This window comes from Solimonas marina (genome assembly GCF_012241385.1).
Lineage (GTDB): Bacteria > Pseudomonadota > Gammaproteobacteria > Nevskiales > Nevskiaceae > Solimonas > Solimonas marina.
In genome coordinates, this window is the sequence record NZ_JAAVXB010000007.1 from 48,241 (window position 1) to 73,652 (window position 25,412).

Annotated in this window: 25 protein-coding genes and 2 tRNA genes; 9 read left to right on the forward strand and 18 right to left on the reverse strand. The window is 65.1% G+C overall.

All coding sequences use genetic code 11. The annotated features are described in order from the left end of the window. Positions 1 to 69 precede the first annotated feature (69 nt). From G7Y82_RS13015 to G7Y82_RS13040, 6 genes are all read right to left on the reverse strand, one after another. A complete protein-coding gene (locus tag G7Y82_RS13015) occupies positions 70 to 441 on the reverse strand; it encodes a hypothetical protein (RefSeq protein ID WP_168148568.1) in 372 nt (123 codons plus the stop codon). Positions 442 to 632: 191 nt separating this feature from the next. Continuing rightward, entirely contained in the window at positions 633 to 941 is a 309-nt protein-coding gene (locus tag G7Y82_RS13020) for a HigA family addiction module antitoxin (protein ID WP_168148569.1), read from the reverse strand. 12 nt (positions 942 to 953) lie between these two features. Continuing rightward, the gene (locus G7Y82_RS13025) at positions 954 to 1,235 is read right to left on the reverse strand and encodes a type II toxin-antitoxin system RelE/ParE family toxin (RefSeq protein WP_168148570.1); all 282 of its coding nucleotides are present in this window, start codon (positions 1,233 to 1,235) and stop codon (positions 954 to 956) included. A 139-nt stretch (positions 1,236 to 1,374) separates the two neighbouring features. Beyond that, on the reverse strand, positions 1,375 to 1,611 hold the full coding sequence (locus G7Y82_RS13030; RefSeq protein ID WP_168148571.1) for a hypothetical protein: 237 nt from the start codon (positions 1,609 to 1,611) through the stop codon (positions 1,375 to 1,377). Positions 1,612 to 1,701: 90 nt separating this feature from the next. Beyond that, positions 1,702 to 2,946, reverse strand: a complete 1,245-nt coding sequence (locus G7Y82_RS13035; RefSeq protein ID WP_168148572.1) for a tyrosine-type recombinase/integrase — start codon at positions 2,944 to 2,946, stop codon at positions 1,702 to 1,704. A gap of 174 nt (positions 2,947 to 3,120) precedes the next feature. Continuing rightward, positions 3,121 to 3,196: transfer RNA gene (locus G7Y82_RS13040), tRNA-Thr, on the reverse strand. 276 nt (positions 3,197 to 3,472) lie between these two features. Between G7Y82_RS13040 and G7Y82_RS13045 the strand changes: the two genes are divergently transcribed. Beyond that, positions 3,473 to 5,281: an amidohydrolase family protein gene (locus G7Y82_RS13045; RefSeq protein WP_168148573.1), complete on the forward strand. Its 1,809-nt coding sequence runs from the start codon at positions 3,473 to 3,475 to the stop codon at positions 5,279 to 5,281. A gap of 397 nt (positions 5,282 to 5,678) precedes the next feature. On the opposite strand, the gene G7Y82_RS13050 is transcribed toward G7Y82_RS13045, so the two are convergent. The 3 genes from G7Y82_RS13050 to dapA all read right to left on the reverse strand — a co-directional run bounded on the left by G7Y82_RS13050 (position 5,679) and on the right by dapA (position 7,072). Then, positions 5,679 to 5,770, reverse strand: a tRNA-Ser gene (locus G7Y82_RS13050). Between the two features lie 52 nt (positions 5,771 to 5,822). Further along, a complete protein-coding gene (locus G7Y82_RS13055; RefSeq protein ID WP_168148574.1) occupies positions 5,823 to 6,194 on the reverse strand; it encodes a hypothetical protein in 372 nt (123 codons plus the stop codon). Beyond that, positions 6,194 to 7,072 (reverse strand): 4-hydroxy-tetrahydrodipicolinate synthase, encoded by an 879-nt coding sequence (gene dapA / locus G7Y82_RS13060; RefSeq protein WP_168148575.1) that lies wholly within the window; start codon positions 7,070 to 7,072, stop codon positions 6,194 to 6,196. Before dapA ends, G7Y82_RS13055 begins: the two co-directional genes overlap by 1 nt. On the opposite strand from dapA, the gene G7Y82_RS13065 reads away from it, so the two are divergent. The 6 genes from G7Y82_RS13065 to G7Y82_RS13090 all read left to right on the forward strand — a co-directional run bounded on the left by G7Y82_RS13065 (position 7,056) and on the right by G7Y82_RS13090 (position 11,499). Next, on the forward strand, positions 7,056 to 7,751 hold the full coding sequence (locus tag G7Y82_RS13065) for a glycine cleavage system transcriptional repressor (RefSeq protein ID WP_240954280.1): 696 nt from the start codon (positions 7,056 to 7,058) through the stop codon (positions 7,749 to 7,751). The two genes, dapA and G7Y82_RS13065, sit on opposite strands and share 17 nt — an antisense overlap. Before the next feature lie 28 nt (positions 7,752 to 7,779). After that, on the forward strand, positions 7,780 to 8,238 hold the full coding sequence (locus tag G7Y82_RS13070; protein WP_168148576.1) for a peroxiredoxin: 459 nt from the start codon (positions 7,780 to 7,782) through the stop codon (positions 8,236 to 8,238). A gap of 269 nt (positions 8,239 to 8,507) precedes the next feature. Continuing rightward, a complete protein-coding gene (locus G7Y82_RS13075; protein ID WP_168148577.1) occupies positions 8,508 to 9,941 on the forward strand; it encodes a PhoH family protein in 1,434 nt (477 codons plus the stop codon). A gap of 71 nt (positions 9,942 to 10,012) precedes the next feature. After that, the gene (locus G7Y82_RS13080) at positions 10,013 to 10,345 is read left to right on the forward strand and encodes a hypothetical protein (protein WP_240954281.1); all 333 of its coding nucleotides are present in this window, start codon (positions 10,013 to 10,015) and stop codon (positions 10,343 to 10,345) included. Between the two features lie 13 nt (positions 10,346 to 10,358). Then, positions 10,359 to 10,721 carry an MmcQ/YjbR family DNA-binding protein gene (locus G7Y82_RS21730; RefSeq protein WP_168148578.1) on the forward strand — a complete coding sequence of 121 codons (363 nt, stop codon included), beginning with the start codon at positions 10,359 to 10,361 and terminating at the stop codon, positions 10,719 to 10,721. 1 nt (position 10,722) lies between these two features. Continuing rightward, positions 10,723 to 11,499, forward strand: a complete 777-nt coding sequence (locus G7Y82_RS13090) for a sulfite exporter TauE/SafE family protein (protein ID WP_436286675.1) — start codon at positions 10,723 to 10,725, stop codon at positions 11,497 to 11,499. A gap of 23 nt (positions 11,500 to 11,522) precedes the next feature. On the opposite strand, the gene epmA is transcribed toward G7Y82_RS13090, so the two are convergent. Next, a complete protein-coding gene (gene epmA, locus G7Y82_RS13095; protein WP_168148579.1) occupies positions 11,523 to 12,485 on the reverse strand; it encodes an EF-P lysine aminoacylase EpmA in 963 nt (320 codons plus the stop codon). A gap of 92 nt (positions 12,486 to 12,577) precedes the next feature. Continuing rightward, a complete protein-coding gene (gene efp, locus G7Y82_RS13100; protein WP_168148580.1) occupies positions 12,578 to 13,147 on the reverse strand; it encodes an elongation factor P in 570 nt (189 codons plus the stop codon). Between the two features lie 88 nt (positions 13,148 to 13,235). On the opposite strand from efp, the gene epmB reads away from it, so the two are divergent. Then, positions 13,236 to 14,273 (forward strand): EF-P beta-lysylation protein EpmB, encoded by a 1,038-nt coding sequence (gene epmB / locus G7Y82_RS13105; protein WP_168148581.1) that lies wholly within the window; start codon positions 13,236 to 13,238, stop codon positions 14,271 to 14,273. Positions 14,274 to 14,489: 216 nt separating this feature from the next. After that, positions 14,490 to 16,601 carry an EAL domain-containing response regulator gene (locus G7Y82_RS13110; RefSeq protein WP_168148582.1) on the forward strand — a complete coding sequence of 704 codons (2,112 nt, stop codon included), beginning with the start codon at positions 14,490 to 14,492 and terminating at the stop codon, positions 16,599 to 16,601. Between the two features lie 65 nt (positions 16,602 to 16,666). On the opposite strand, the gene htpX is transcribed toward G7Y82_RS13110, so the two are convergent. From htpX to G7Y82_RS13145, 7 genes are all read right to left on the reverse strand, one after another. Further along, positions 16,667 to 17,551 (reverse strand): protease HtpX, encoded by an 885-nt coding sequence (htpX, locus tag G7Y82_RS13115; protein ID WP_168148583.1) that lies wholly within the window; start codon positions 17,549 to 17,551, stop codon positions 16,667 to 16,669. Positions 17,552 to 17,656: 105 nt separating this feature from the next. Next, positions 17,657 to 19,891, reverse strand: a complete 2,235-nt coding sequence (gene parC, locus G7Y82_RS13120) for a DNA topoisomerase IV subunit A (protein ID WP_168148584.1) — start codon at positions 19,889 to 19,891, stop codon at positions 17,657 to 17,659. A 70-nt stretch (positions 19,892 to 19,961) separates the two neighbouring features. Beyond that, positions 19,962 to 21,845, reverse strand: coding sequence for a DNA helicase RecQ (gene recQ / locus G7Y82_RS13125; RefSeq protein ID WP_168148585.1), 1,884 nt, complete (start codon positions 21,843 to 21,845; stop codon positions 19,962 to 19,964). Positions 21,846 to 21,896: 51 nt separating this feature from the next. After that, positions 21,897 to 23,825 (reverse strand): DNA topoisomerase IV subunit B, encoded by a 1,929-nt coding sequence (gene parE, locus G7Y82_RS13130; RefSeq protein ID WP_168148586.1) that lies wholly within the window; start codon positions 23,823 to 23,825, stop codon positions 21,897 to 21,899. Between the two features lie 118 nt (positions 23,826 to 23,943). Then, complete coding sequence (locus G7Y82_RS13135) at positions 23,944 to 24,330, reverse strand: hypothetical protein (RefSeq protein ID WP_168148587.1); 387 nt, start codon at positions 24,328 to 24,330, stop codon at positions 23,944 to 23,946. Continuing rightward, positions 24,327 to 24,887, reverse strand: a complete 561-nt coding sequence (locus G7Y82_RS13140; protein ID WP_168148588.1) for an RNA polymerase sigma factor — start codon at positions 24,885 to 24,887, stop codon at positions 24,327 to 24,329. Before G7Y82_RS13140 ends, G7Y82_RS13135 begins: the two co-directional genes overlap by 4 nt. 20 nt (positions 24,888 to 24,907) lie before the next feature. Next, positions 24,908 to 25,321, reverse strand: coding sequence for a DUF6249 domain-containing protein (locus tag G7Y82_RS13145; protein WP_168148589.1), 414 nt, complete (start codon positions 25,319 to 25,321; stop codon positions 24,908 to 24,910). Positions 25,322 to 25,412 lie beyond the last annotated feature (91 nt).

A 25,412-nucleotide genomic window follows, 5' to 3' on the forward strand; every position in this document is an offset into this window, starting at 1 on the left:
TCCATGTTTAACCCCGCACGTCGGCGGGCATGGGTTCAACAGCTTAAGCAGATGCGGCCTTAAATCACCCTAATTATTTGCCCGGAAACTTGCCGCGTCGACCTCCAGCGGTTCGTCGGACGCAACTAAGGCGTCCATTTTCCTAGTGCTAGTGATCGCCAGCTCTACAGTTTTCTGGCTTTTACCTCTATTTTTGGCCACGCGAGAGATAGCCTGACCATGCTTCAAACCGCCGGCCTTCAACGATTCCACTTCGTCTGCAATATTTGCGTCGCGGTGGGGCGCTTTCTTGTTCTTCCGGACTTTGCGATTGACGTGCGGCGCAATGACGAAGGCTTCGCCCAGTGTTCCGATTTCATGCGATCGAAAGCGGCTCCACCCTGCCGTTACAACATCCGCCGCCCATGCTGGGCAAGCAGTCCCGCGCTCAATCGCATACATAGCGGCTTCGAAGGCGATGGCCGCGGGGTCTGTTTCCGATGACACGGAGTCCCAGGGCCAAGGCCACGGACACATCGTTTCGACAGGCCTCTGTGTAGCGCTCAGATCATCGTAAACAGCGCGCAGCGCATCAAGATAGGCCTCATGATCGGGGCTCGTCGACGGCTCGTCGATGCAACCCTCAGCCACGGCTACGCTGCCACGGCTGTCTGCATCAACGGCTTGATCTTCGCGATGGCGCTGCCCGCCGCATCCTCGGCGCACTGCATATCGTAGTTCGTTTGCAGGTTCAGCCAGCTCTGTGCGTCGGTCTTGAAGAAACGCGCCAGGCGCAGCGCAGTGTCGGCACTGATGCCGCGACGCTCGCGGACGATCTCGTTGACGCGGGCCGGCGTGACATCGATCGCGCGCGCCAGCGCGTTGCTCGAAAGACCGAGCGGAATCATATACTCCTCGCGCAGGATTTCGCCGGGGTGAATCGGCTTCAGTTTCTTCGCCATGTTCGTGCTCCGTCAGTGATAATCCACGATCTCAACGTCTTTCGGTCCCTGCGCGGTCCAGACAAAGCACACGCGGAACTGATCGTTGACGCGGATGCTGTGCTGCCCCTTGCGGTCGCCCTTGAGGGCCTGAAGAAGGTTACGCGGCGGCGAGCGCAGGAAGTCCAGCGTCATCGCTGCGTCTAGTTGCGCCAGCTTTCGCCGCGCCACCGCCTCGATGTTCACGAACCGCGCCACGCGCTTCCGCTCATGCAGGGCTTTGGTGTCGGCGCACTTGAAGGACAGGATCGCCATGTGCGTATCTTATATCGGAACGCGATATGGCGCAATGAAAATGTGAACCGCCCGGCCGTCGAGGGGTTTCCCCTGTCCGGCCGGGCGATGCCGCCGGTCACGCGTCGACCGCGGGCTCGGTGCCGCTGAGCACGATCGTTTAGCCGCCGCCTGCCGTCCGTGTCGCCTCGTAGCGCAGTGCGTCCATGACCAGCATGCGCACCCACTGCTCGCCGTCCTTGGCGGCATCGCTCATCGGCGCGGCGGCGTCGCCGGCTTCCTGCCGCGTGTCCTCCGCGTCGAGCAGGAAGGCGAGTACGTTCACGCAGGAGACGAGCGTGTCGGCGGTCTGGTCGCTGATGAGGGTGTTTTGCGGGACGCTAAAGGCTTGTTGCATCGATCGTTACTCCAATGGATGGGCGCAGCCGGTGACAAGTGGGCCGGTTCGCCTCGAAACCCGTGAATCGCACGGGCGGCGGTGAGAAATTCAGACTGCGCGCAGTGCTGTCACCTTGCGGTCGCCGCGCTTCAACGCATCGCAGTGATCGGCCCACGCCTGCATGAGCTTCTGACGCTTGGCCAGGTACTGCGATCGGTTGTAGGCGCGCTTGACCGCGTTCCGCTCCTGGTGGGCAAGCTGGCGTTCGATCACGTCCGACGGCCATCCGAGCTCATGCAGCAGCGTGGACGCGGTGGCGCGGAACCCATGCGCAGTCGCCTGATCCTTCGAGTACCCGAGCCCGCGCAGTGCGGCATTGATCGTGTTCTCGCTCATCGGCTTCAGGCGCGATCGTGACGACGGGAAGACGTACCGCGGCGCGTCAAGCCGGAGATCCGGCCCGCGGCCGGTCAGCGGGTACAGCTCGCGCAGGATGTCGATCACCTGGACCGGCAGCGGCACGACATGCTCACGCCGCATCTTCATCTTGGACGCTGGAATACGCCATTCGGCAGCCTCAAGGTTCAGCTCCGGCCATTCCATGCGGCGCAGCTCGCCGGGGCGAACGAACAGCAGTGGCGCGACCTTCAGCGCGCTGGCGACGACGAACGTCCCCGTGTAGCCGTCGAGGTCGTGCAGCAGCTTGGCGAACGCTGCGGGCTCCGTCACTGCCGCACGGTGGCTCACCTTCGCCGTAGCCAGGGCGCCACGCAGATCGGCGGATGGATCGCGCTCAGCCCTGCCGGTGGCGATCGCGTACCGGAACACTCGGCCGCAAAGCTGCTTGAGGCGGTGGGCGGTCTCGATGCGGCCACGGCCTTCGACGCGACGCAGCACGGCCAGCAGCGCCGGTGCCGTGATGTCGGAAACCGGGCTTTCCCCGATCCACGGAAAGGCCAACCGCTCCAGCAGCACCCGCGATTTGTCGAGCGTGACGAGGGACAGGTGCTGTTGCTTGCTCAGCCACTCGCGCGCCACGGCCTCAAAGTTGTTCGACAGAGCGGCAACCGCGGCCTGCTTGGTGCCCTGACGGTGCACGGACGGATCGACGCCCTGCGCGATCAGCCGGCGACATTCGTCGCGGCGCTGACGCGCATCGGCCAGGCCGGTATGGGGGTGCACGCCGAGCGACAGCAGTTTGGACTTGCCGTCGTGGCGGTAGCGGAAGCGCCACCATTTCGAGCCGTTCGGGTTTACGAGCAGGAACAGGCCGTCGCCGTCATTGAGCTTCAGGGGCTTGGTGCCCGGCTTGATCTTGTCGACCTTGGCGGGGGACAGCAGGTTCGTCGGCATGTGGGTAACTCCGGGGACGGAATGCGGGCCGACACCCAAGTTACCCACGAAGTTACCCACGTCAAGCAATGGTCAGGGGCGGTCAACCATGGACGGAGAAAAGCACAAAACCAACAAAAAACCGCGCATTAGCGCGGTTATCTGTACGTCCCTGGGCCTCGATGGACCCTTGAATGGTGCCGGGAACAGGAATCGAACCTGCGACCTACTGATTACGAATCAGTCGCTCTACCGACTGAGCTATCCCGGCCCAAGGGGCGCGAATTATAGGGCGCTCGATCGGCAGGGACAATGCCGAACTCGTGAATATCCGCCATTTTGCCGCCGAAACTGCGCTGGCACGCGGAAAAATCCCGGCCAGGCGCCATCGCCGTAGCGGCGCGGACGATGAAGAGTGCGTCATTTATGCGCGAGCGCGGCGCTCGCGGCATGGATCTTGTTGCCGATGCGCCGCGTTCGCGCAGGGAACGGGCGCAAATCCACCCGCATCCGCGGTCACCTTTCCCCCGACACCGACTCGATTCCGATGAAACTGCATCCGCTGCACCCCGCGCTGCCGATCGCGGCGCTAGCGTTGTTCGCCGCCATGGTCGCCGTCCCCAGCCGTGCCGCCACCGATGACACCACGGCCATCGTTCATGCACAGATTTTCGATGCCGCCGGCACCGCACCGTATCGCGGCACACTACTGATCCGCGACGGTCGCATAGCCGCGCTCGGCCCCGACGTGAAAGTCCCCCTGCACGCCACAGTGATCGACGCCAAGGGCGAGACCCTGATGCCCGGCATCTTCGACCTGCACACGCACTGGACGCCGAGCAGCACGCCGGCCTACACGCCGCAGATCGCCCTCGCCTACCTGGCGACCGGCGTCACCACGGTCGACGACTTCAACGCCGCGCCGGAGTCCTATGCCCCGCGCCGGCAGTGGCTGTCGACGCTGTACGCGCCGCACGTCAACTTCGCCGCGCGCATCAGCACGCCGCTCGGCCATGGCGCCGACTGGGCCGACCAGAACACCACGCGCTGGGTCAACACGCCGGCCTCGGCGCGGCGCGCCGTCGATGCGGTCGCGGCCTATCATCCGGACCTGATCAAAGCCTTCACCGACGGTTGGCGTTACGGCGCCGCGCCCGACAACACCAGCATGGACGAGGAAACCCTCGCGGCGCTGGTCGACGAGGCGCATAAGTTCGGCCTCAAGGTGGCGACGCACACGGTCACCATCGATCGTGGCCGCATCGCCGCCGAGGCCGGCGTCGACATCATCGCGCACAGCCTGCAGGATCGGCCGATCGACGCCGAGACACTGGCACTGATCAAGAAGGCCGGCACGTACTACATCCCGACGCTGGCGGTCTATGAGCCGATCAAACCGGACCGGCCGCTGCCATATCCGATCGATGATCCACGCATGCAGGCACGCCTGCATCGATTCGACGACGCGCTGCACAATCTCAAGGCCGTCTACGACGCCGGCATCCCGGTCGCAGTCGGCACCGACGCCGGCATGTTTGCGCACCGTGGCGCCACCGAACACGAACTGGAGCTGATGGTGCGCGCCGGCCTGACGCCCGAACAGGCACTGATCGCGGCAACGCGCACCAGCGCATCGGCACTCAAGCTGCAGGATGATCGCGGCACACTGGAAGTCGGCAAACGCGCCGACCTGATCCTCGTCGACGGCACACCGTGGACCGACATCACAGCGATGCGCAAGGTGCAGCGCACCTTCGTCGACGGCGTGCTGGTCTACGGACCGGGCGCAAAGATTCCGCCGACCAACCGCATCGATCACATGCCGGCGATCAAGGTGCCGGCGCTGGTCGACGACTTCGAACGTGACGACGGCCGCACCGCCCTCGATACGCTGCGCGTCGATGAAGCCGATGGCGGTCAAGACCGCACGATCCAGACGACGACCACGATCACCCACGGCGACGGCAAGGCCCTGCTGGTGGCCGCACAACTGTCGAGCGAGCCGGACGCTTTCGCCAGCGCGATCCTGCCGCTGAGCCGCGGCCAGATCGCACCGGCCGATCTGCGCCAGTACCACGGTGTGCGCCTGCAGATTCGTGGGGAGGTCGGCCGCGGCGCCGTCGCATTGCGCACGGCCGGGTCGCTGCGCTGGCAACACGACATCAGCGTCGGCGCGCATTGGGCGTCGGTGGACGTGCCGTTTAATGAACTGGCGGCCCTCAAGCCTGCGCACGTCGGCCTGGCGGCGGCCGACACAAGCTGGGCAGGCGACGACCTGACCGGCATCGCAGTCGTCGGCTACGGCGCCCCGGGCCAGAAGATCTGGCTCGAAATCGACGACGTTCGCTTCTACTGACCCAAAACGCCCGCGGACGCCGGATGCCCCCGCGGCGTCCGAGGGCGCGGCAAGAATCCCGCAAGAGCGCCATCCAAGGGGCTTTCGTCGCACACAGCGCATCGCGGGATACGCCACCGGGCTCTGGCGCGGCTGCGCATCTGGCCAAAGCGTCAGAAGCGCTTTGAAGCGAGCGTCAGCGAGGCCGCAGGCCGCGGCCCAGGGACGGGCCGCGCCATCCCTCTCTCGCTGTTCACCCTGCAAAAACAAAAAAGCCCCATTCAAGGGGCTTGTTCCGCGGGTAGCATGTCGCGGGGCACGCCGCCGGACCCGGGCGCTGCCGCGCCTTCGAATCCCTCTCTCGCTGTTCACCCTGCAAAAACAAAAAAGCCCCATTCAAGGGGCTTTTTTGTTTTTGTGGCGGAGAGAGAGGGATTCGAACCCTCGATACGGCGTTCACCGTATACACGCTTTCCAGGCGTGCTCCTTCAACCACTCGGACATCTCTCCGTAATCGGTCCCGCGGTGCGCGCGGGGCGGCGATTATAGCGGCGATTGCGACTTAAGGCTGCTTCTTGTCGTCGGGAGTCGCGGCTTTGTCGCTGTCGGGGGCGCCTTTCTGCTTCTTTTTGATCGTGTAGATCACTTCTTCTTCTTCCGAACCGCCGGTCATATGCGGCGGCTGGTCGAGGCAGGCCCACTCGGTGCCACCCTTGGGGTTCTTGACCTTCTGGCCAAACGGCACCTGGTCCGCCGGCGCTGGCGGGATGTTCAGCGCCGTCGGCGATTGTGGCACCGTGAGACCCGGGATCTGGCCCGGCGTCGGCAGCGTCTTGGCGTCCTGATAGGCCTGGTCGCCTTCGCAACGGCGCGTGGCGCTGCAAGCCGACAACAGTGCGCTACCAACCAGCAGACCGCAGAGCAGCACACGCATCAGATCGCTCCTGCCGCGCGCAGCGCGTTGCGGACCGTGTCCTGGTGCGAGGGGTCCATGGTGACGAGCGGCAAGCGCAGGCCGGCCGGAATTTTGTTCATTTCGTTGAGCGCCCACTTGACGGGGATAGGATTGGGTTCCACGAACAGATGCTTGTGGAGGGGCTGAAGTTCCGTATCGAGACGCTCGGCCTTCTTGCGATCGCCGGCGGCGGCGGCCACGCACATCTCGTGCATCTTGCGCGGCGCGACATTGGCCGTGACCGAGATGTCGCCGTGAAAGCCCATCAGGATCGATTCGCAGGCGGTGGCGTCGTCGCCGCTGTACAGGGCGAAGTCGCGCGGCAGATCGAGCGCCAGCAGATCCTTGACGCGATCGAAGTCGCCCTTGGCTTCCTTCAAACCGACGATGTTCTTCAGCTGCGCCAGGCGCTCGACGGTCGCCGGCAGCATGTCGCAGCCGGTGCGGCCCGGCACGTTGTAGAGGATGACCGGGATGTCGACCGCCTCGGCGATCGCCTTGTAATGGCGATACAGGCCTTCCTGCGGCGGCTTGTTGTAATACGGGGTGACGAGCAGCGCCGCATCGGCGCCGGCATCCTTGCCCGCCTGCGTCAGCTCGATGGCTTCCGACGTCGAGTTGGCGCCGGTACCGGCGATGACCGGGATCCGCTTCTTCGACAGCTTGACGACGCGGCGGATGACCTCGATGTGCTCGTCGACGTCCAGCGTCGCCGATTCGCCGGTCGTGCCGACCGCGACGATCGCGTCCGTACCTTCGGAAATATGCCACTCGACCAGGGCCGACAGGCTGTCCCAGTCCACCGCGCCATCGGGGAACATGGGAGTGACGATGGCAACGATGCTGCCCTTGATCATGCGCTTTGAGGAAAACCGGGGAGAACGGGGGCGCAAGTATAGCGAGTGCGCCTGCGTCGGGCGAAACCGCCCGAGCGCGCGGCTGACGCCGCCCGTCGACGGGCACTACAATACCGGGCTTAACCGCACCGCTGCGCCCATGTCCGCCAACGATAATCTGCTCACCGTCTCCGTCATCGGCAAGCCCAAGGGCAATGTCGCGCTCGAGCTGTTCAAGGCGATCCGCGAGCGCGGCGGTGAGGTCGAGGACTGCCGGATCGCGCAGATCGGCGACCGCCTGACCGCGAATCTTCTGGTGTCGGGCAACTGGAGCACGCTCGGCCGGCTGGAAACCGCCCTGCCCGGCATCGCCGAGAAGCTGGAACTGCAGGTGCGCTTCGAACGCTGCGAGGTGCGGCCGGTCAACCCCGACTTCCGCCCATACGCGGCGGAGGTGATCGCGCCGCAGGATCCGAACCTGCTCGTCAACATCCTCGAATTCTTCCAGCATCAGGACGTCGAGGTCGTCGAGATCTCGACACAGAAGTATCAGTCCACGTACACCGGCGCCGACATGGCGAACGTGCAGATGGTGCTGCACGTGCCGGTCAACCAGCATCCGCAGGCGCTGCGCGAGTCGTTCATGGATTTGTGCGACGACCTCAACGCCGACGGCATGCTCGATCCGATCAAGACCTGAGGCGCGACGCGCACTCCAGGAGCACGCGATGAAGCCCGGCGACAAGATTCCCGACCTCAAGCTGGCGGCCAGCGGCGGCCAGACCATCGGCCTGCGCGGCTTCAAGGGCAAGGCCCTGGTCGTCTACTTCTATCCGAAGGACAACACGCCGGGTTGCACGCAGGAAGGTCAGGATTTCCGCGACCTGTATGCGCAGTTCACCAAGGCCGGCGCCGAGATCGTCGGCGTATCGCGCGACAGCGTGAAGTCGCATGACAACTTCATCGCCAAGTTCGAATTCCCGTTCGCGCTGCTGTCCGACGGCGACGAGGCGATGTGCCAGGCCTTCGACGTGATCAAGGAAAAGAGCCTGTACGGCAAGAAATATCTGGGCATCGAACGCAGCACCTTCCTGTTCGACGCCAAGGGCGTGCTGAAGCGCGAGTGGCGCGGCGTCAAGGTCAAGAACCACGCGGCCGAAGTGCTGGCCGCGCTGAGCGAAATTTGACCAATTCTGGCGCGCGGCGAATAGCCAACTTACCGGCAATTCGCGCGTCTGAAAAGCACTTTCTTTCTGCGGACCGCCTGCGCTAGATTGAGGCCGGACGCCGCCGACGCGGCGCCGCATCTCCACCCAGGCTGCACCGCCAACATTACGAACGACCGCTTCAGCGCAGGCCAGACACACCGGGTTCCGAACGGAGCCGGTTGGCCTTCCACTCCGATTCCAGTCAGCGCCACGCCGTCCGGACGTGCGCGCAGGATTCCCTATTGCCGATGAGCAAGCGCAAGATCTTCGTCCTCGATACCAACGTCCTCCTACACGACCCGTCCTCGCTGTTCCGATTCGAAGAGCACGATCTGTTCGTGCCGATGGTGGTCCTTGAAGAGCTCGATGCCGCCAAGAAGGGCACGAGCGAAATCGCCCGCAACGCGCGCCAGGTCAGCCGTTTCTTCGACGAGCTGATGCAGGACAAGAACCACGCGCAGATCGAAAAGGGCCTGCCGCTGCCCAGCACGCGGACCGGGCCGGCCAACAGCAGCAATCGCACCCGCAGCGGCGCACCGGCCAGCGGCAAGCTGTTCTTCCAGACGCGGCCGGCCGAAGCCGTGCTGCCGGGCATGATGCCGGGCAACAAACCCGACAACAGCATCCTGCTCAACGCGCTGGACCTGCAGACCAAACACCCCACGCGTCGCGTGGCGCTGGTCAGCAAGGACATCAACCTGCGCATCAAGGCCGCCGTGGTCGGCGTGCATACCGAGGATTACCACAACGATCAGGTCCTCGACGATCTGGATCTGCTCTACACCGGCTACAAGGAAGTGCCGGCCGACTTCTGGCAGACGCACGGCGAGAAGATGGAAAGCTGGCAGGACGCGCGCGGCCGCGCCTGCTATCGCATCAAGGGACCGCTGGCCAAGGAATGGCACGTCAACCAGTTCCTCTACATCCCCGACGATGACGACGACAAGGGCCTGGAACTGGTCGTCAGCAAGGTCGAAGGCTCGATGGCCGAGCTGCGCGTGGTGCGCGACTACCGCGCGTCGAAGACCGCGGTCTGGGGCATCCACGCCAAGAACCGCGAGCAGAACTTCGCGCTGAACCTGCTGCTCGACCCGGACGTCGATTTCGTCACCGTGCTCGGCACCGCTGGCACCGGCAAGACGCTGCTGACGCTGGCGGCGGGTCTGGCGCAGACCATGGACGAACAGCGCTATCGCGAGATCATCATGACCCGCGTGACCGTGCCGGTCGGCGAGGACATCGGCTTTCTGCCGGGCACCGAAGAGGAAAAGATGGCGCCGTGGATGGGCGCGCTGATGGACAACCTCGAAGTGCTGACGCAGAACAGCTCCAGCGGCGACTGGGAACGCCAGGCGACCAACGACATTCTCGCCAAGCGCATCAAGATCCGCTCGCTGAACTTCATGCGCGGCCGCACCTTCCTCAATCGCTACATCATCATCGACGAGGCGCAGAACCTGACCGCCAAGCAGATGAAAACGCTGATCACGCGTGTCGGCCCCGGCTCGAAGATGATCTGCCTCGGCAACCTCGGACAGATCGACACGCCGTACCTGTCGGAGACCACGTCCGGCCTGACCTACGTCGTCGACCGCTTCCAGGGCTGGCCGCACGGCGGGCACGTAACGCTGGCGCGCGGCGAAAGATCGAGGCTTGCGGCCTACGCTTCGGATATCCTTTAGCCCCCCGGCCGCGCCGCTGATGGCGGCGCGGCCGGAAAAACAAGGAATACGAATTCATCGGAGACGGCCGCATGCTCGGACGCCTGGGTACATCTATGAAGGAAGGCGCGCTCGCGGTCGCGCTGCGTGCTTACGTCAACGACCGCTACAAGGAATACGGCGAGGTCCTCGACTGCCAGGTCGACACCAAAGAAGGCCGCCTGCAGTTCCGCGTGCTGCTGCGCGGCGAGAAGGAACCGGCGAGCGCGTCGATCGACCGCTACGAGATCGAAAAGGAGGGCGAAGACGTCTACCTGAAGCTGCGCAGCTTCTCGACCTCGCGCGAGTGGATCACGCTGCTGCTGAACCAGCTGCTGGCTGGCAAGCGCTTCAAGATCCCGTCCAAGGTCGCATCGCTGCTCTGAGCCGGCACGCGCCGTGGCCTTAAGCCAAGCCCAGTACCGCAAGTGCGTCTCGCCCTGGCCGGGCGTGACGCTCGACGTCAAGTGGATCGATCATCTCGTGGCGTCGGTCGACGGCAAGATGTTCGCGATGCTCAATCTCGGCGGCAAGTATCCCGACCGCGTGCACTTCAAGGTCGAGGACGATCTGTTCCTGTCGTTGACCGAGCAGCCCGGCATCGCGCCGGCGATGTATCTGGCGCGCGCGAAGTGGGTGACGGTCGTCGAACCGAAGCGCTACCCGCTCGACTGGTACGCGCAAAGCCTGCGTCGCGCTTACGAGATCGTCGCCGCCAAACTGTCGAAAAAACGCCAGCGCGAGCTTGGATTGCTGAGCTGATGTGATCGACCTGTCCTGGTCGCTCGCGGCGCTGTGCGGCTTCGCGTTTCTGGCCGGCTTCGTCGATTCCGTGGTCGGCGGCGGCGGCCTTGTGCAGATGCCGGCGCTATTCGTGATGCTGCCACACGTGCCGCCGGTCACCATCCTCGGCACCAACAAATTCGTCAGCACCTGGGGCACGGCGGCGGCGGCGATGCAGTACGCGCGGCGCGTGCGCATCGAATGGCGGGCAACGATCCCGACATTCGTCGCCGCGCTGCTGTTCGGCTTTCTCGGCGCGCGCATCGCCGCACTGGTGCCGAGCGAGGCCTTCCGGCCGATGGTGCTGGTGCTGCTGATCGCAGTACTGGCGTACACGCTGTGGAAGAAAAACCTCGGTGCACTGCACGCACCGCGCCTCAACCCGAGTCAAACACTGTGGGCCGGCCTGGCGACCGGCACGGTCATCGGCTTCTACGACGGCTTCTTCGGCCCCGGCACCGGCTCGTTCCTGATCTTCGCGTTCGTCGGTCTGTTCGGCTTCAGCTTCCTCGCCGCGTCGGCGTCATCGAAGCTGATCAACGTCACCACCAATGGCGCCGCCCTCGCCTTCTTCATCACGCATGGCCACGTCCGCTACGACATCGCGACACCGATGATCGCCTTCAACGTCGCCGGTGGGCTGGTCGGCTCGCGACTGGCGATCCGGCACGGCAGCGGCTTCGTGCGCGTCATCTTCATCGTCGTCGTCAGCGCGCTGATCGCGCGCTTCGCCTGGGACATCTGCACCCGGCACTGAGGGGCACGGCGCAGGATCGTCACTCAGGCGCGGTCGGCCGGAAATGCGATGACGTCCTCGATGCGCGCACAGCCGAGAATCTGCATCAGCAGGCGATCGGCGCCGAGCGCAACGCCGGCGCAGGGCGGCAAGCCGGCCTGCAGCGCCGCGATCAGCGCCGCGTCGTAAGGCGGCACCGCGCGGCCATTGGCCGCGCGCCACTGCTGATCGGCCTCGAAACGGCGCTGCTGCTCGGCAGCGTCGGTCAGTTCATGAAAGCCGTTGGCAAGCTCGACGCCATGCCAGAACAGTTCGAAACGCTCGGCGACCGGTGGCTCGTCATCGCGCACGCGCGCCAGTGCTGCCTGCGACGCCGGGAAGTCGTAAACGAAGGCCGGCGTCTGCGGCCCGAGCTGGGGGCCGATCACCAGCGACATCCACAGGTCCAGCCAGAAATCCGGATTGGCGATCTCGTCGTCGCTGAGCGCCTCGGGCTCGGCGATGCCGCGCTCGCCCAGACGACGGCGCAGTTCGGCGGCATCAGCCTTGAACGGGTCGAAGCCGGCGAAGATCACGAACACGTCTCGATACCGGTAGCGCTGCCAGCCGAACTCCGGCGCGCCGCAGCGGCGCAGCAATGCCTCGACCTCGTCCATCAGCGTCAAATGGTCGAAGCCCGGCCGGTACCACTCCAGCATCGTGAATTCGGGGTTGTGATCGCGGCCCTGCTCATCGCGGCGAAACACCGGCGCAGCCTGCCAGATCGGGCCGCTACCGGCTGCCAGGAGGCGCTTCATCGCGAATTCCGGCGAGGTCTGCAGCCACCCGCCGCCATCGGTGGCGAAGCTGTCGATGTGACGATCGACGGTCGCGTAGCGTGAACGCAGCGGCGTCGAGACCTCCAGCACGTCGCGCTCGGCGAAGAAGATGCGGAAAGTGTTGAGCAGTGCGGCGCGGGCACGCAGCACCTCGAAGCTCGCGGTCGGTTTCCAGTTCGTCGCAGTCATGGCGCAGTCCAAAATAACAAAGGCCGCGCGAGGCGGCCTTTGCGGGCGGGCGATACCGCAGGCCGGCCTGCGCCGGCAGCGGCTGACCGCAATTACTTGCCGACGCGGCTCAGGTACTCGCCGGTGCGCGTGTCGACCTTGATCTTCTCGCCTTCGTTGATGAACAGCGGCACCTTGACCACCGCGCCGGTTTCCAGCGTCGCCGGCTTGGTGCCGCCGGTGGCGGTGTCGCCACGCAGGCCCGGGTCGGTTTCGGTGATGGTCAGTTCGACGGTGTTCGGCGCGTAGACGATCAGCGGCACCTCGTTCCACAGCGTGACGCGGACGGTTTCCTCGCCCTTCAGCCACTGCGCGGCCTCGGCCATCGCTTCCTTGCCGGCCTGCACCTGCTCGAACGAGGTCGGGTCCATGAACGTCCAGAACTCGCCGTCGTTGTACAGGTACTGCATGTCGGTGTCTTCGACGTCCGCCGCTTCCCAGCTGTCGCCGGACTTCAGCGTCTTTTCGAGGACACGGCCGGTCTTCAGGTTGCGGATCTTCAGCGTGTTGGTCGCCTGGCCCTTGCCCGGCTTGCGGTACTCGTTGTCGATCACCGCGTACGGGTCGCCATCGATCAGAACCTTGGTCCCGGACTTCATTTCATTGGTGCTGATAGATGCCATGACAGCCTCGCAAAGTCTTTACTGAAAATGGATACGGGAAGTTTTCCCGGTTGCCGGGCCACGACGGCGCGGCGAAAATTGGCGGCGAATGATACCGTCCGCCCCCCAAAACGACCAGAGCGCCGCTGTCCGGGCGCCTGGCTGGCAGCACGAGCTGCGCCACGCGTTCAGCCGCCCGGCCGAGCTGCTGGCCCATCTCGAACTCGATCCCGAGCATCCCGACCTGGCGCTGAGCCGGCGCCGCAGCTTCGCATTGCGCGTGCCGCGCGGCTTTGTCGCGCGCATGCGCAAAGGCGACCCGCACGACCCGCTGCTGCGCCAGATCTGGCCGGCTGCCGACGAAGACATCGAAACACCGGGATATGTCGTCGACGCGGTCGGCGATCTGGCGCGCGTGCGCGGCGCCGGCCTCATTCACAAATATCACGGCCGGGTGCTGCTGGTCGCGACCGGCGCCTGCGCCGTGCACTGCCGTTACTGCTTCCGGCGCCACTTCCCGTACAACGAGCAGCTGGCCGCGCGTGATCACTGGGCCGAGGCGCTGGCCGAGATCGCCGTCGACACCAGCGTCGACGAGGTGATCCTGTCCGGCGGCGATCCGCTGTCGCTGTCGGACGACAAGCTCGGCGAGCTGATCGACGCGCTCGATGCGATTCCGCATTTGCGCCGTCTGCGCGTGCACACGCGGCAACCCATCGTGCTGCCGGAACGCATCGACGAGCGACTACTGGCCTGGCTCGACCGCACGCGCTTGCAAACGGTGTTCGTGCTGCACGCCAACCATCCCAACGAGCTCGACGACAGCGTAATGACGGCGCTGGAGCCGCTACGTCGGCGCGGCATCACACTGCTCAATCAGGCGGTCTTGTTGCGACAGATCAACGACGATGTCGAAACCCTGGTCGCCCTGTCCGAACGGCTGTTCGGCTGTGGGGTGCTGCCCTACTACCTGCATCTGCTCGACCGCGTGCAGGGCGCCGCGCACTTCGACCTGCCGGAGGCCGACGCACAAGCCTTGATGCGCGTGCTATCGTCTCGTCTGCCCGGATACTTGGTACCGCGGCTCGTGCGAGAAATCGCCGGGGCGCCATCGAAAACCTGGATCGACTGGGACACACGGGGATAAACGGGGTAGATGGGCCTGGTTCACTGCGGTTTCACGGACCAGCCATCGTCGGGGGTGGGGGCGATCACCAGCCATGAATGAAACGCACGGATTCGCTGACCGGTCGCGGCCAGCTGTATGCCGCCCGTCGCCGCAGGCGGTGCGCTCGGCAGGCGGCCGCCATCGTGCGGCCCCGGGGGGCGCATGCTGACCCCTGCCGTTGCTGTGAACACGCTGATGCCTACTGACTCGTTGCCACCGCTTCCCTCGATCGTCGCCGCCCAACAAACGGCCGGCAGCGTCATTCTTACCGTCATCGACTCCGAGAGCGTCGCCAAGCGCATCGAAAGCTATTTGCGCAATGCCGGTCACCCGGTGCGCACCGCCTGGGTCACCGACATCGAGGACGTCGAGGAAACGCTGCGCCGCAGCCCGCCCGACATGGTGCTCTGCGCCGACGGTCTGGCCGACGCCCCGTTGGCCGACGTCATCACGCTTTGCGCGCGCCTCGCGCCAGACCTGCCGGTGGTGTTGCTGAGCCCCAGCATCGTCGCCGAGGACAGCATCGCGGCCATGGCCGCCGGTGCCCGCGATCATGTTTCGTACGAAGATTTGCGCGGCCTGCGCCACCTCGAACTGGTGGCCCTGCGCGAATTCGCCGCGCACCGCCAGCAGCGCGAACTGCGCGCGACCCGCAAGCGCCTCGAAAACTTCGAGTCGCTGCATCACGAATTGCTCAGCGCGACCAATGACGCGGTCGCGCACATCCTCGAAGGCATCGTCTCCGACGCCAACCCCGCGTTCGCCGCCCTGCTCGGCTACGACGATGCCGCGTCGCTGGCCGGCGTGCCGCTGATGGATCTGGTGGCGCCGGGTTATGCGCCCAAGGTGAAGGAACAGCTGCGCCAGGTCCTGCGCGGCAAGACCGACAAGCGCTCGCTGGACTGCTCGCTGCAACACCGCGAAGGCGCGTCGATCGCGATCAATGCACGCCTGACGGTAACCGAAGTCGAAGGCGAGCAGATGATCGAGATGCTGATCCGCTCGGAAGCCGAGGCCGCCGCCACGGCGTCAGTCGACCACGTCAACGATCGCCTGCAGTTTTTTGAAAGACTGGAGGCCGCGGTTGCCACCACCGGCGCCCAGCAATCACAGCCGCACGCGCAGCGCACCGCGCTGCTGGTGTCGATCGATCATTTCGCCGCGCTCGAGGAGCGCATCGGCCTGCACGATGTCGAGCAGACCGTGGTCCAGCTCAGCGACTGGCTGAAATCACAGCTGCAGGCCGACGACTCGGTGTTTCGCTTCTCGACCTCGGAACTCGCCGTCATCGCCACGTTCAAGGACGGCGGCGCCATCGAGCCTTGGGGCGACAAGTTCGTCGCCGACACCGCGCGACGCATTTTCAGTACGGCCGGCCACGAAGCGCAGTTGTCGCTGACCGTCGTCGCCTATCCGTTCTCGGGCAGCGAGAAGGCCACGGCTGTCGCATCCGAGCTGGTCGCGACGACGCGCAAGCTGTCGGCACAGGGCGGCAAGCAGTTCGCCAATATCGGCGCCACTGCCGCCAATTCGCTGCAGGAGCGCGAGCTGCGTCGCCAGGCCGACATGGTGCGCAAGGCGCTGGTCGACGATCGCCTGAAGCTGGCCTATCAGTCGATCGCCAGCCTGGAAGGCGATACGCGCCACCACTATGACGTGCTGGTGCGCCTGATCGACCCCGAGGGCCGCGAGGTGCACGCCTCGGAGTTCATCGCCGGCGCCGAGAAGACCGACCAGATGCGCGCCATCGACCGCTGGGTCACCGCGCGCAGCCTGAAGATGCAGGCCAAGCGCGACGGCGCACAGGACAGTTCCAGCCTGTTCATCAAACTGTCCGAGGACACGCTCAAGGACAGCGAGAACTTCGTCGCCTGGCTGCGCACGCTGCTCGAGAACCGGCCGCTGCGCAACGGCGAGCTGGTCTTCCAACTACGCGAAAAGATTCTGCAGAACCACGTGCGCAAGGCCAAGCTGCTGATGCAGAGCCTGATGGAGATGGGCGCGCAGACGGCGATCGAGCATTTTGGTGCCGGTCCGAATTCGGCGCAGCTGATCGAGCATCTGCCATTGCGCTTCATCAAGTTCGATCAGAGCTTTGCCAAGCACTTCGGCGACAAGGACACGCAAAAGCGCATGTCCGCGCTGATGGAGCAGGCCAAGGCGCGCAACATCAAGGTCATTGTCAGCCACATCGAGGACGCCAACCTGATGGCGCGCCTGTGGCAGATGGGCGTCAACTTCATCCAGGGCTACCACGTCCAGGAACCGGAAGTGGTGCTGATGTCGGCCGACGTTGGCGTGCGCTGAACATCGCGCGACGCGCATGAAAAAGGCGGCCCTCGGGCCGCCTTTTTCGTTTGCCGCTTTCGATCTTAGACCGTCTGCGCCTTCTGCAACGCTTCGATGCGTACTTCGAGCGGCGGATGCGACGCGAACAGCTTGGCCAGCTGGCCGCCGGTGATGCCCATCGCCGTCATGTTCTGCGGCAGCGTCGACGGCTCATGCGCCGATTGCAGACGCTGCAGCGCGGCGATCATCTTGCGCTTGCCGGCCAGGTGCGCGCCGCCAGCGTCGGCGCGGAACTCGCGCTGACGCGAGAACCACGCGACGATCATGCTGGCAAGGATGCCGAACAGCACTTCGAGCACCATCACCGTGATGAAATAGCCGAAGCCCGGCCCGCGATCATCGGAGCCGCGGCGGAACACTGCCTGGTCGATCGCATAGCCGACCACGCGTGCGAGAAACATCACGAAGGTGTTGAGCACGCCCTGGATCAGCGTCAGCGTCACCATGTCGCCGTTGGCGACGTGGCTCATCTCGTGGCCGAGCACCGCCTCGACCTCATCCTGCGTCATCGAACGCAGCAGGCCGGTCGACACCGCCACCAGTGCGTTGTTCTTGCTCATGCCGGTGGCGAAAGCATTCGGCTCCGGGGCGTCGTAGACGGCGACTTCCGGCATACCGATGCCGGCGGCGCGCGCCTGGCGCTCGACCGTCTGCAGCAGCCACATCTCCGACGAGTTGCGCGGCTCCTTGAGGATTTGCGCGCCGGTCGACCACTTGGCGATGGTCTTCGACAGTGCCAGCGAGATGAACGCGCCGCCCATGCCGAACACGAAGCAGAAAATCAGCAATGCCTGATAGTTCAGGCCGTTGGCCATGATCCAGCGGTTGACGCCGAGGATCGACGTGACGACGCTGAGCACGAGGACGATCGCGAGGTTGGTCGCGAGGAACAGGAAAACGCGTTTCATAGGGTGTTCGAGACTGCCTTTTCAGTCGGGACTCAATCGACAGCTGGGGTCGGAATCGACGCCTTTCAAGACCGCGAAAGGCGTCGTCCGGTTCCGTCCGAACCCTTACTTGCCTTCCGCATACATGCCGTCGACGCGCTGGAATCCGCGCGGCAGATGGCTGCCGCGGCTGGCGCGCGAGCCACTGTAGTGCGCCAGATCGGTCGGCTTCAAGGTCAGCGTACGCTTGCCACAGACCAGCGTCAGGCTTGCGTCAGGCGGCAACACGCAGGACGCGAGAATGCGGTCTTCGCCCTTCAGCGCGACCAGTTTGTTGCCCTTGCCCTTGGCCAGTTCCGGCAGCTCGGCGAGCGGGAACACCAGCAGCCGCCCTTCGGCGGTGACCAGCGCGTAACGATCCTGCGAGACATCGGCGACGCGTGCCGGCGTCAGCACCTTGGCGGTCTCCGAAACATTGATGACCGCCTTGCCGGCCTTCAGCCGTGACTCGAGATCGCCGAGGCGGGCGATGAACCCGTAGCCCTCGTCACTGCCGAGCACCAGCTTGTCGCCGCCATCGCCCATCAGCAGGCCGTTCAGACGCGCCCCACCCTGAATGTCGATCTTGGTCGTCACCGGCTCGCCCTGCGAGCGCGCCGACGGCAGCTCGCGCGGATTGAGCGTGTAGCAACGACCCTTGTGATCGAGCAGGATCAGCAACTGGTTGGTCTTGCCCTGCACAGCAAAGCCGAACTCGTCACCGGACTTGTAGCTCAGCGCCGTCGGATCGAGTTCATGGCCCTTGCCGGCGCGAATCCAGCCGGCCTTGGACAGCACCACCGTGACCGGTTCGGCCGGCAGGATGTCGGTCGCCTCCAGCGCCGCGGCCGGCGGCCGCGCGTTGATCTGGCAACGACGCTCATCGCCGAATTTCTTGGCGTCTTCCTTGAGCTCCTCGCCGATCAGCTTCTTCAGCTTTTCGTCGTCGCCGAGCAAGTCTTCGAGCCTGGCGCGTTCGGCCGCCAGCTCTTCCTGCTCACCCTTGATCTTCATCTCCTCGAGCTTCTGCAAATGGCGCAGCTTGAGGTCGAGGATCCATTCGGCCTGCGCGTCGGACAACGCGAAGGTGCTCATCAGCTTGGCCTTGGGCTCGTCCTCGAAGCGGATGATGCGAATGACTTCGTCGATGTTCAGATACGCGATCAACAAGCCTTCGAGGATGTGCAGGCGATCGTTGACCTTGCCGAGGCGATGATTGAGTCGCTTGGTCACCGTCGCGAAGCGGTACTCCAGCCACTCGGTCAAAATCTCCTTGAGGTTCTTGACGCGCGGCCGGCCGTCGAGACCAATCATGTTCAGATTGACGCGATAGCTGCGTTCGAGATCGGTGGTCGCAAACAGGTGCGCCATCAGCTGTTCGGCGTCGACTCGATTGCTGCGCGGCACGACGACCAGACGCGTCGGATTTTCATGGTCGGACTCGTCGCGCAGATCTTCGACCAGCGGCAGCTTCTTGGCGCGCATCTGCTCGGCGATCTGTTCGAGGATCTTCGCCGGCGAGACCTGATGGCCGAGATGGGTGACGATGATGTTGCCGTCCTCGTCACGCTCCCAGCGCGCGCGCACGCGCACTTGGCCATAGCCGGTCTGGTAGATCTTCAACAGATCGTGCGGCTCAGAGACGATCTCGCAACCGGTCGGATAGTCCGGCGCCGGCACGAACTCGCAGAGCTTCTCGACGTGCGCGTTCGGATGCTTGAGCAGATACAGGCAGGCGTTGACCAACTCGCGGATGTTGTGCGGCGGAATGTCGGTGGCCATGCCGACCGCAATGCCGGTCGTGCCGTTGACGAGGATGTTCGGCAGGCGTGCCGGCAGCAGGCGCGGCTCGTCACGCGTGCCGTCGAAGGTCGGCAGCCAGTCGACCGTGCCCATGCCGAGTTCGGCGAGCAGCGTCTGCGCATACGGCGTCAACCGCGATTCGGTGTAGCGGTAGGCGGCGAATGACTTCGGGTCGTCCTGCGAACCCCAGTTGCCCTGACCGTCGACCAACGGATAGCGGTACGAAAACGGCTGCGCCATCGTCACCATCGCCTCGTAGCAGGCGCTGTCGCCGTGCGGATGGTATTTGCCGATGACGTCGCCGACGGTCAGTGCCGATTTGCGCGGCTTGGAACCGGCGTTGATGCCGAGTTCCGACATCGCATAGACGATGCGGCGCTGCACGGGCTTGAGGCCGTCGGCGACGTTCGGCAAGGCGCGGTCGAGCACGACGTACATCGAGTAATCGAGATAGGCCTTCTCGGCGAACACGCGCAGCGGCACGCGTTCGTTGTCGAGATTGTCGGTGGTATCGGTCATCGCGTGATTCCCTGGTGGGCTTGCATCCGGTCCGCGCCGTCAACGCCGTGGCGCTGCGAGGGGCGGCCGGTCATGAAAAATAGGTGCTGTCCGCATGCGCGCGGATCAGCTCGATAAAAGGTGTGCCGTACTGTTCGAGCTTGCGCGCGCCGACGCCGTTGATCTCGGCGAATGCGTCGAGATCGCGCGGTTGACGCTCGGCCATTTCGCGCAGGCTGGCGTCGCTGAACACCACGTACGGCGGCACGTTTTGCGCGTCGGCCAGCGTCTTGCGCAGGGCGCGCAGCTGCGTGAACAAGCTCTGGTCCTGTGGGCTCAGGCCGGTATCGACCAGCGAGCGTTTCTTGGCGCGACGCTCGGCGGCACTCTCGCGCTTCGGCGGCGGCACCACGTCGATCTGCCGCTGGCCCTTGAGCACGTCGCGACTGGCGGCGGTGAGGCGCAGCACCGGATAACCGTCGGTGGTTTCGTCGAGCACACCCTGATGCAGCAGTGTGCGCACCACCGCGCGCCATTCGTCGAGCGTGCGCGCACGGCCAATGCCGTAGGTCGACAGCTGCTGATGGCCGCGGTCGATCAGCTTCTGGTTTTCCGAGCCGCGCAGGATATCGATGACGTGCGCACTGCCGAAGCGCTCGCCGCGCTGTGCAAGGCGCGCGACACAGGACAGCAACTGCTGTGCTTCCAGCGTCCAGTCCTCCGTGACCTTGGGCTCCAGGCAGTTGTCGCAGGCGCCGCAATTGCCTTCGAAGGTCTCGCCGAAGTAGCGCAGCTGCACCGCACGGCGGCATTCGTGCGACTCAGCGTAGTCCAGCACCTGGCGCAGCTGCTGGCGGGCGACGCGCTGCTCCTGTTCGAGCGGCAGGCTGGTTTCCGGATGCGTCTTTTGCGCGATCAGGAACTCGGCAGTGCGAATGTCGCCGAGCCCGAAAAAGAGAATGCAGCGCGACGGCTCGCCATCGCGACCGGCACGGCCGGCCTCCTGGTAATAGCCTTCCATCGTGCGCGGCAGATCGTAATGCGCGACCCAGCGCACGTCCGGCTTGTTGATGCCCATTCCGAACGCGATGGTGGCGACGATCACTTGCGCGTCGTCGCGAATGAAGCGCTCCTGATTGTCGGCGCGCGTGTCGGCATCGAGACCGGCGTGATACGGCGCGACGCGCACGCCGTCGGCGGCGAGCTTGGCCGACAGTTCGTCGACGCGACGTCGCGACAGGCAGTAGACGATGCCCGAACCGCCATCACGCGCCAGCGCCAGCAGCTGCGTATAGGTCTGTTGCGTTTTCGGCCGCACCGCGTAGTAGAGATTCGGTCGATTGAAGCTGGCCAGATGCATGGCCGGCTCGCGCAGATGCAACTGCGCGGCGATGTCGCCGCGCACACGCTGTGTCGCAGTCGCCGTGAAAGCGAACATTGGCACGTCCGGCAGCTGCTCGCGCAATGCACCGAGCTGTCGGTATTCGGGGCGAAAGTCGTGGCCCCATTCGGACACGCAGTGCGCCTCATCGATGGTGATCGCCGACACGCCCGGCGACGCCATCAGCCGCATCAGCAGGCCCTCACGAAACTCCGGCAGCATCAAGCGCTCCGGCGCCAGATACAGCAGCTTGTAGTCGCCGCGCAGCAGCGCCGCGCTGCGCGCCGACGCTTCAGCGCCACTGAGCGTCGAATTGAGGAACGTCGCGGCGATGCCCATCTCGCCGAGCAAGCGCACCTGATCCTGCATCAGCGCGATCAGCGGCGAGACGACGATCATCACACCCGGCTTGAGCAGCGCCGGCAGCTGAAAGCACAGCGATTTGCCGCCACCGGTCGGCATGATCGCCAGCAGGTCGCGACCGGCCAGCGCATCGCGCACGACAGCCTCCTGCCCCGGCCGGAAATGGTCGAAGCCGAACCAGCGTTTCAGCGCAGCGCCGAGTTCGTTCTGGTTGGGAGCGGAAGCGTTCATGGGCACATCGTCGACGCTTGCGGCAGAGGCAGCGGCCTCGTCCGCCACGCCTTACGAAACTTCGGCGCGATTGCCCTCGCGCTCCAGCCATTCCTTGCGATCGGACGCACGCTTCTTGGCGAGCAACATGTCCATCAGCTTTTCGTCGGCACCGACATGCTCGGGTTCCTCGCCGCCCAGCGTCAGCTGCACCAGGCGCCGCGTGTCGCGCGCCATCGTCGTCTCACGTAGCTGCAGCGGGTTCATCTCGCCGAGACCCTTGAAGCGCGTCACCTGCGGCTTGGCGCGGCTGCCCTCGGCGATCAGCCGATCGAGCACGCCGTTCTTCTCCGCCTCGTCGAGCGCATAGAAAACCTGCTTGCCGGCATCGACGCGAAACAGCGGCGGCATCGCGATGAAGATATGCCCGGCCTCGACCAGCGGCCGGAAATGGCGCAGGAACAGCGCGCACAGCAGTGTCGCGATGTGCAGACCGTCGGAGTCGGCGTCGGCCAGCACGCAGACCTTGCCGTAGCGCAGACCGCTGGTATCGGAGCTGCCCGGATCGACGCCGATCGCCACCGAGATGTCGTGAATTTCCTGCGAGCCCAACGCTTCGCCCGAATCGACTTCCCAACTGTTGAGGATCTTGCCGCGCAGCGGCATCACCGCCTGATAGTCGCGGTCACGCGCCTGCTTGGCGCTGCCGCCGGCCGAATCGCCCTCGACCAGAAACAGCTCGGTGAGCTTGACGTCGCTGGACACGCAGTCGGCCAGTTTGCCCGGCAGCGCCGGACCGCTGGTGACCTTCTTGCGTACCACCTGCTTGGACAGCTTCAGGCGCGCATTGGCGTTGGCGATGACCAGTTGCGCGATCTGCTCGCCGACATCGGTGTGCTGGTTCAGCCACAGGCTGAACGAGTCGTGGACCACGCCTTGCACGAAAGCCGCGGTCTCGCGCGAGCTCAAGCGCTCCTTGGTCTGGCCGGCGAACTGCGGGTCCTGCATCTTGACGCTGAGCACGTAGGCGCAACTGCTCCAGACGTCTTCCGGCGTCAGCTTCATGCCACGCGGCAGCAGATTGCGGAACTCGCAGAACTCGCGAATCGCCTCGGTCAGGCCGGTGCGCAGGCCGTTGACGTGAGTGCCGCCCTGCGCGGTCGGAATCAGGTTGACGTAGCTTTCGGCGACCGGCTCGCTGCGCCCGCCCTCGGTGTTGAGCCAGACCAGCGCCCACTCGGCTTCCTCGCGTGCGGCCTTGAACTGACCAACGAACGGCTCGGCCGGCAACGTCTCGGCACCGGCCAGCGCGTCCTTGAGATAGTCCGGCAAGCCGTTTTCGTACTGCCAGGTGATTTCTTCACCGTGCGCCTTGTCGATCAGCGTCACGCGCAGATTCGGGCACAGCACGGCCTTGGCGCGCAGCACTTGCTTGACGCGCGGCATCGAGAATTTCGGCGAGTCGAAATACTTCGGATCGGCCCAGAAACGCACCGTGGTGCCGCGCTTGCTCTTCGGTGCGGTGCCGACCGGACGCAGCTTTTCGGCGAGCTCGCCGCCTGCGAACTCGATCAGGTATTCCGTGCCGTCACGGAACACCCGCACATCGAGCTTGGTCGACAGCGCATTGACCACCGACACGCCGACGCCGTGCAGACCGCCGGAGAACTGGTATTGCTTGTTCGAGAACTTGGCGCCCGAATGCAGCTTGGTCAGGATCAGCTCGACACCGGTGACGCCGTGCACCGGATGCACGTCGACCGGCATGCCGCGACCGTCGTCGGAGACCTCCAACGAGCCGTCCTCGTGCACGGTGACGACGACGTTCTTGCAGTAGCCGGCAAGTGCCTCGTCGACCGCGTTGTCGATCACTTCCTGCGCCAGATGGTTGGGGCGCGTGGTGTCGGTATACATGCCCGGACGCTTGCGCACCGGGTCCAGGCCCTGAAGAACTTCAATTGCTTCAGCGCTGTAAGAGCTATTGTTCGGGTTGGCAGCCATCGTTAGGGTCGCGTTTCGGACGCGCGAAGGTAGCCAATGCACCGGCTGCCGGCAAGGTTGCCAGCGGCCCGATCTTCGGGCAGCGCGTCCGACGCCGATCGTACCCGCAATGGCGCCGTCAGTCGTCCAGCAGCGCCGTTCCGGTAAAACCCAGCGCCAGCAGCATGCCAAGCCACGGCCACAGCTGGTCGAGACGAAAATCGAGCAGATGCGCAAACAGCTGGCGAACCGCATGACCGGCCAGTTCGGCCGCGTGATCGGCCGGATGCACCAGCAGACCGGTCACGAACAGCAGCGCGAAACCGAGCATGCCGATCATGACCAGACCGCCGATCCAGTCCGGCCCATGGTCGCGCGGCGGCGGCAGCGTCTGCAGCACCTGCATCGTGAAGCCGGCGTCGTCGAGGTGCGGGGCCTGCTCACCGTCTTCACGCAGCAGCTGGCGCAGCCAGGCGTCTTCGTCGTCGCGGTGCGTGTCGGCGCGGGAATCGGAATGGGAATTCATGATGCCAGCTCCCAGGCCCGCAGGCGGGCCTTCAATTTCTGCTTGCCGCGCGAGATGTGCGACTTCAGCGTGCCGACCGGACAACCGAGCGCGGCGGCGGCTTCCTCGTGACTCATGTCGAGATGGTAGCACTGCACGATCGCCGCTCTTTCCGCCGGCGACAGCACCGCGAACGCGCGATTCATGTCGAGCTGCAGATCGGCGCGCGGCGCCTCGTCGTCGGCCGCCAGGCCCTCATCGACTGCCGGCACGTCGTCGAGCGACAGCTCGATGCGGCGCGCGCGCAGGTGCTGCAGCCAGGCGTTGGTGGCAATTCGGTGCAGCCAGGTCGAGAACCGCGCGTCGGCGCGAAACTGCGCCAGCTTGCGATAGGCCTGCAGGAAGGTCTCCTGTGCCAGATCGTCGGCCAGCGCGTGCTGGCCACCGGTCAAGCGGCGCAGCAGGCTGCGCACCGCCGACTGATGGCGGCGTACCAGCGCGGCGAAGGCCATGCGATCGTCACCCGCGAGCACGCGGGCGATCAGCGTCGCATCGGCCGGTTCGGCAGCGATGGGCACGGGGCGAGTCCAGCCGGCCTTCAGCGACCCTTGCTGTCCGAATGGCGATCCTCGACGCGCCAGGCGATCAGCCGCGCAACACCGACCGCCAGCGGCACCAGTGCCCACGGCCAGGCATCGTTGTCGGTGAAATACAGGGCCAACCCGCCCGCGACCCCCACGCCGAGCATGGTCAACGCGCGGCTGAGGCTGGAGCGTTGCGTGCGCGTCATCATCATCAAAATTTCCGGCGGAACCGGCTGGCCGGCAGCGATCAGCTTGTCGACCATCTCGTTGAGCAGACGTTGCTGGCGCAGGCGATAGATGGTGATGACGATGACGAGTACCGCGGGCAGCGTGAACGCCATGATCACCGCAGTCAGGCCGGTCACATCCAGCGAGTCGACCGGTTCGATCGGCAGGCTGGCCGTCGCAGTGGCAAGAACATTGAGCATCGGCAACTCCGTAGCGAATAAGGGGCACGGCCGGATTGTCACGACCGGTTTCATGCATTGGATGCGGGTTGCACGCGTTTTGGATGCACGG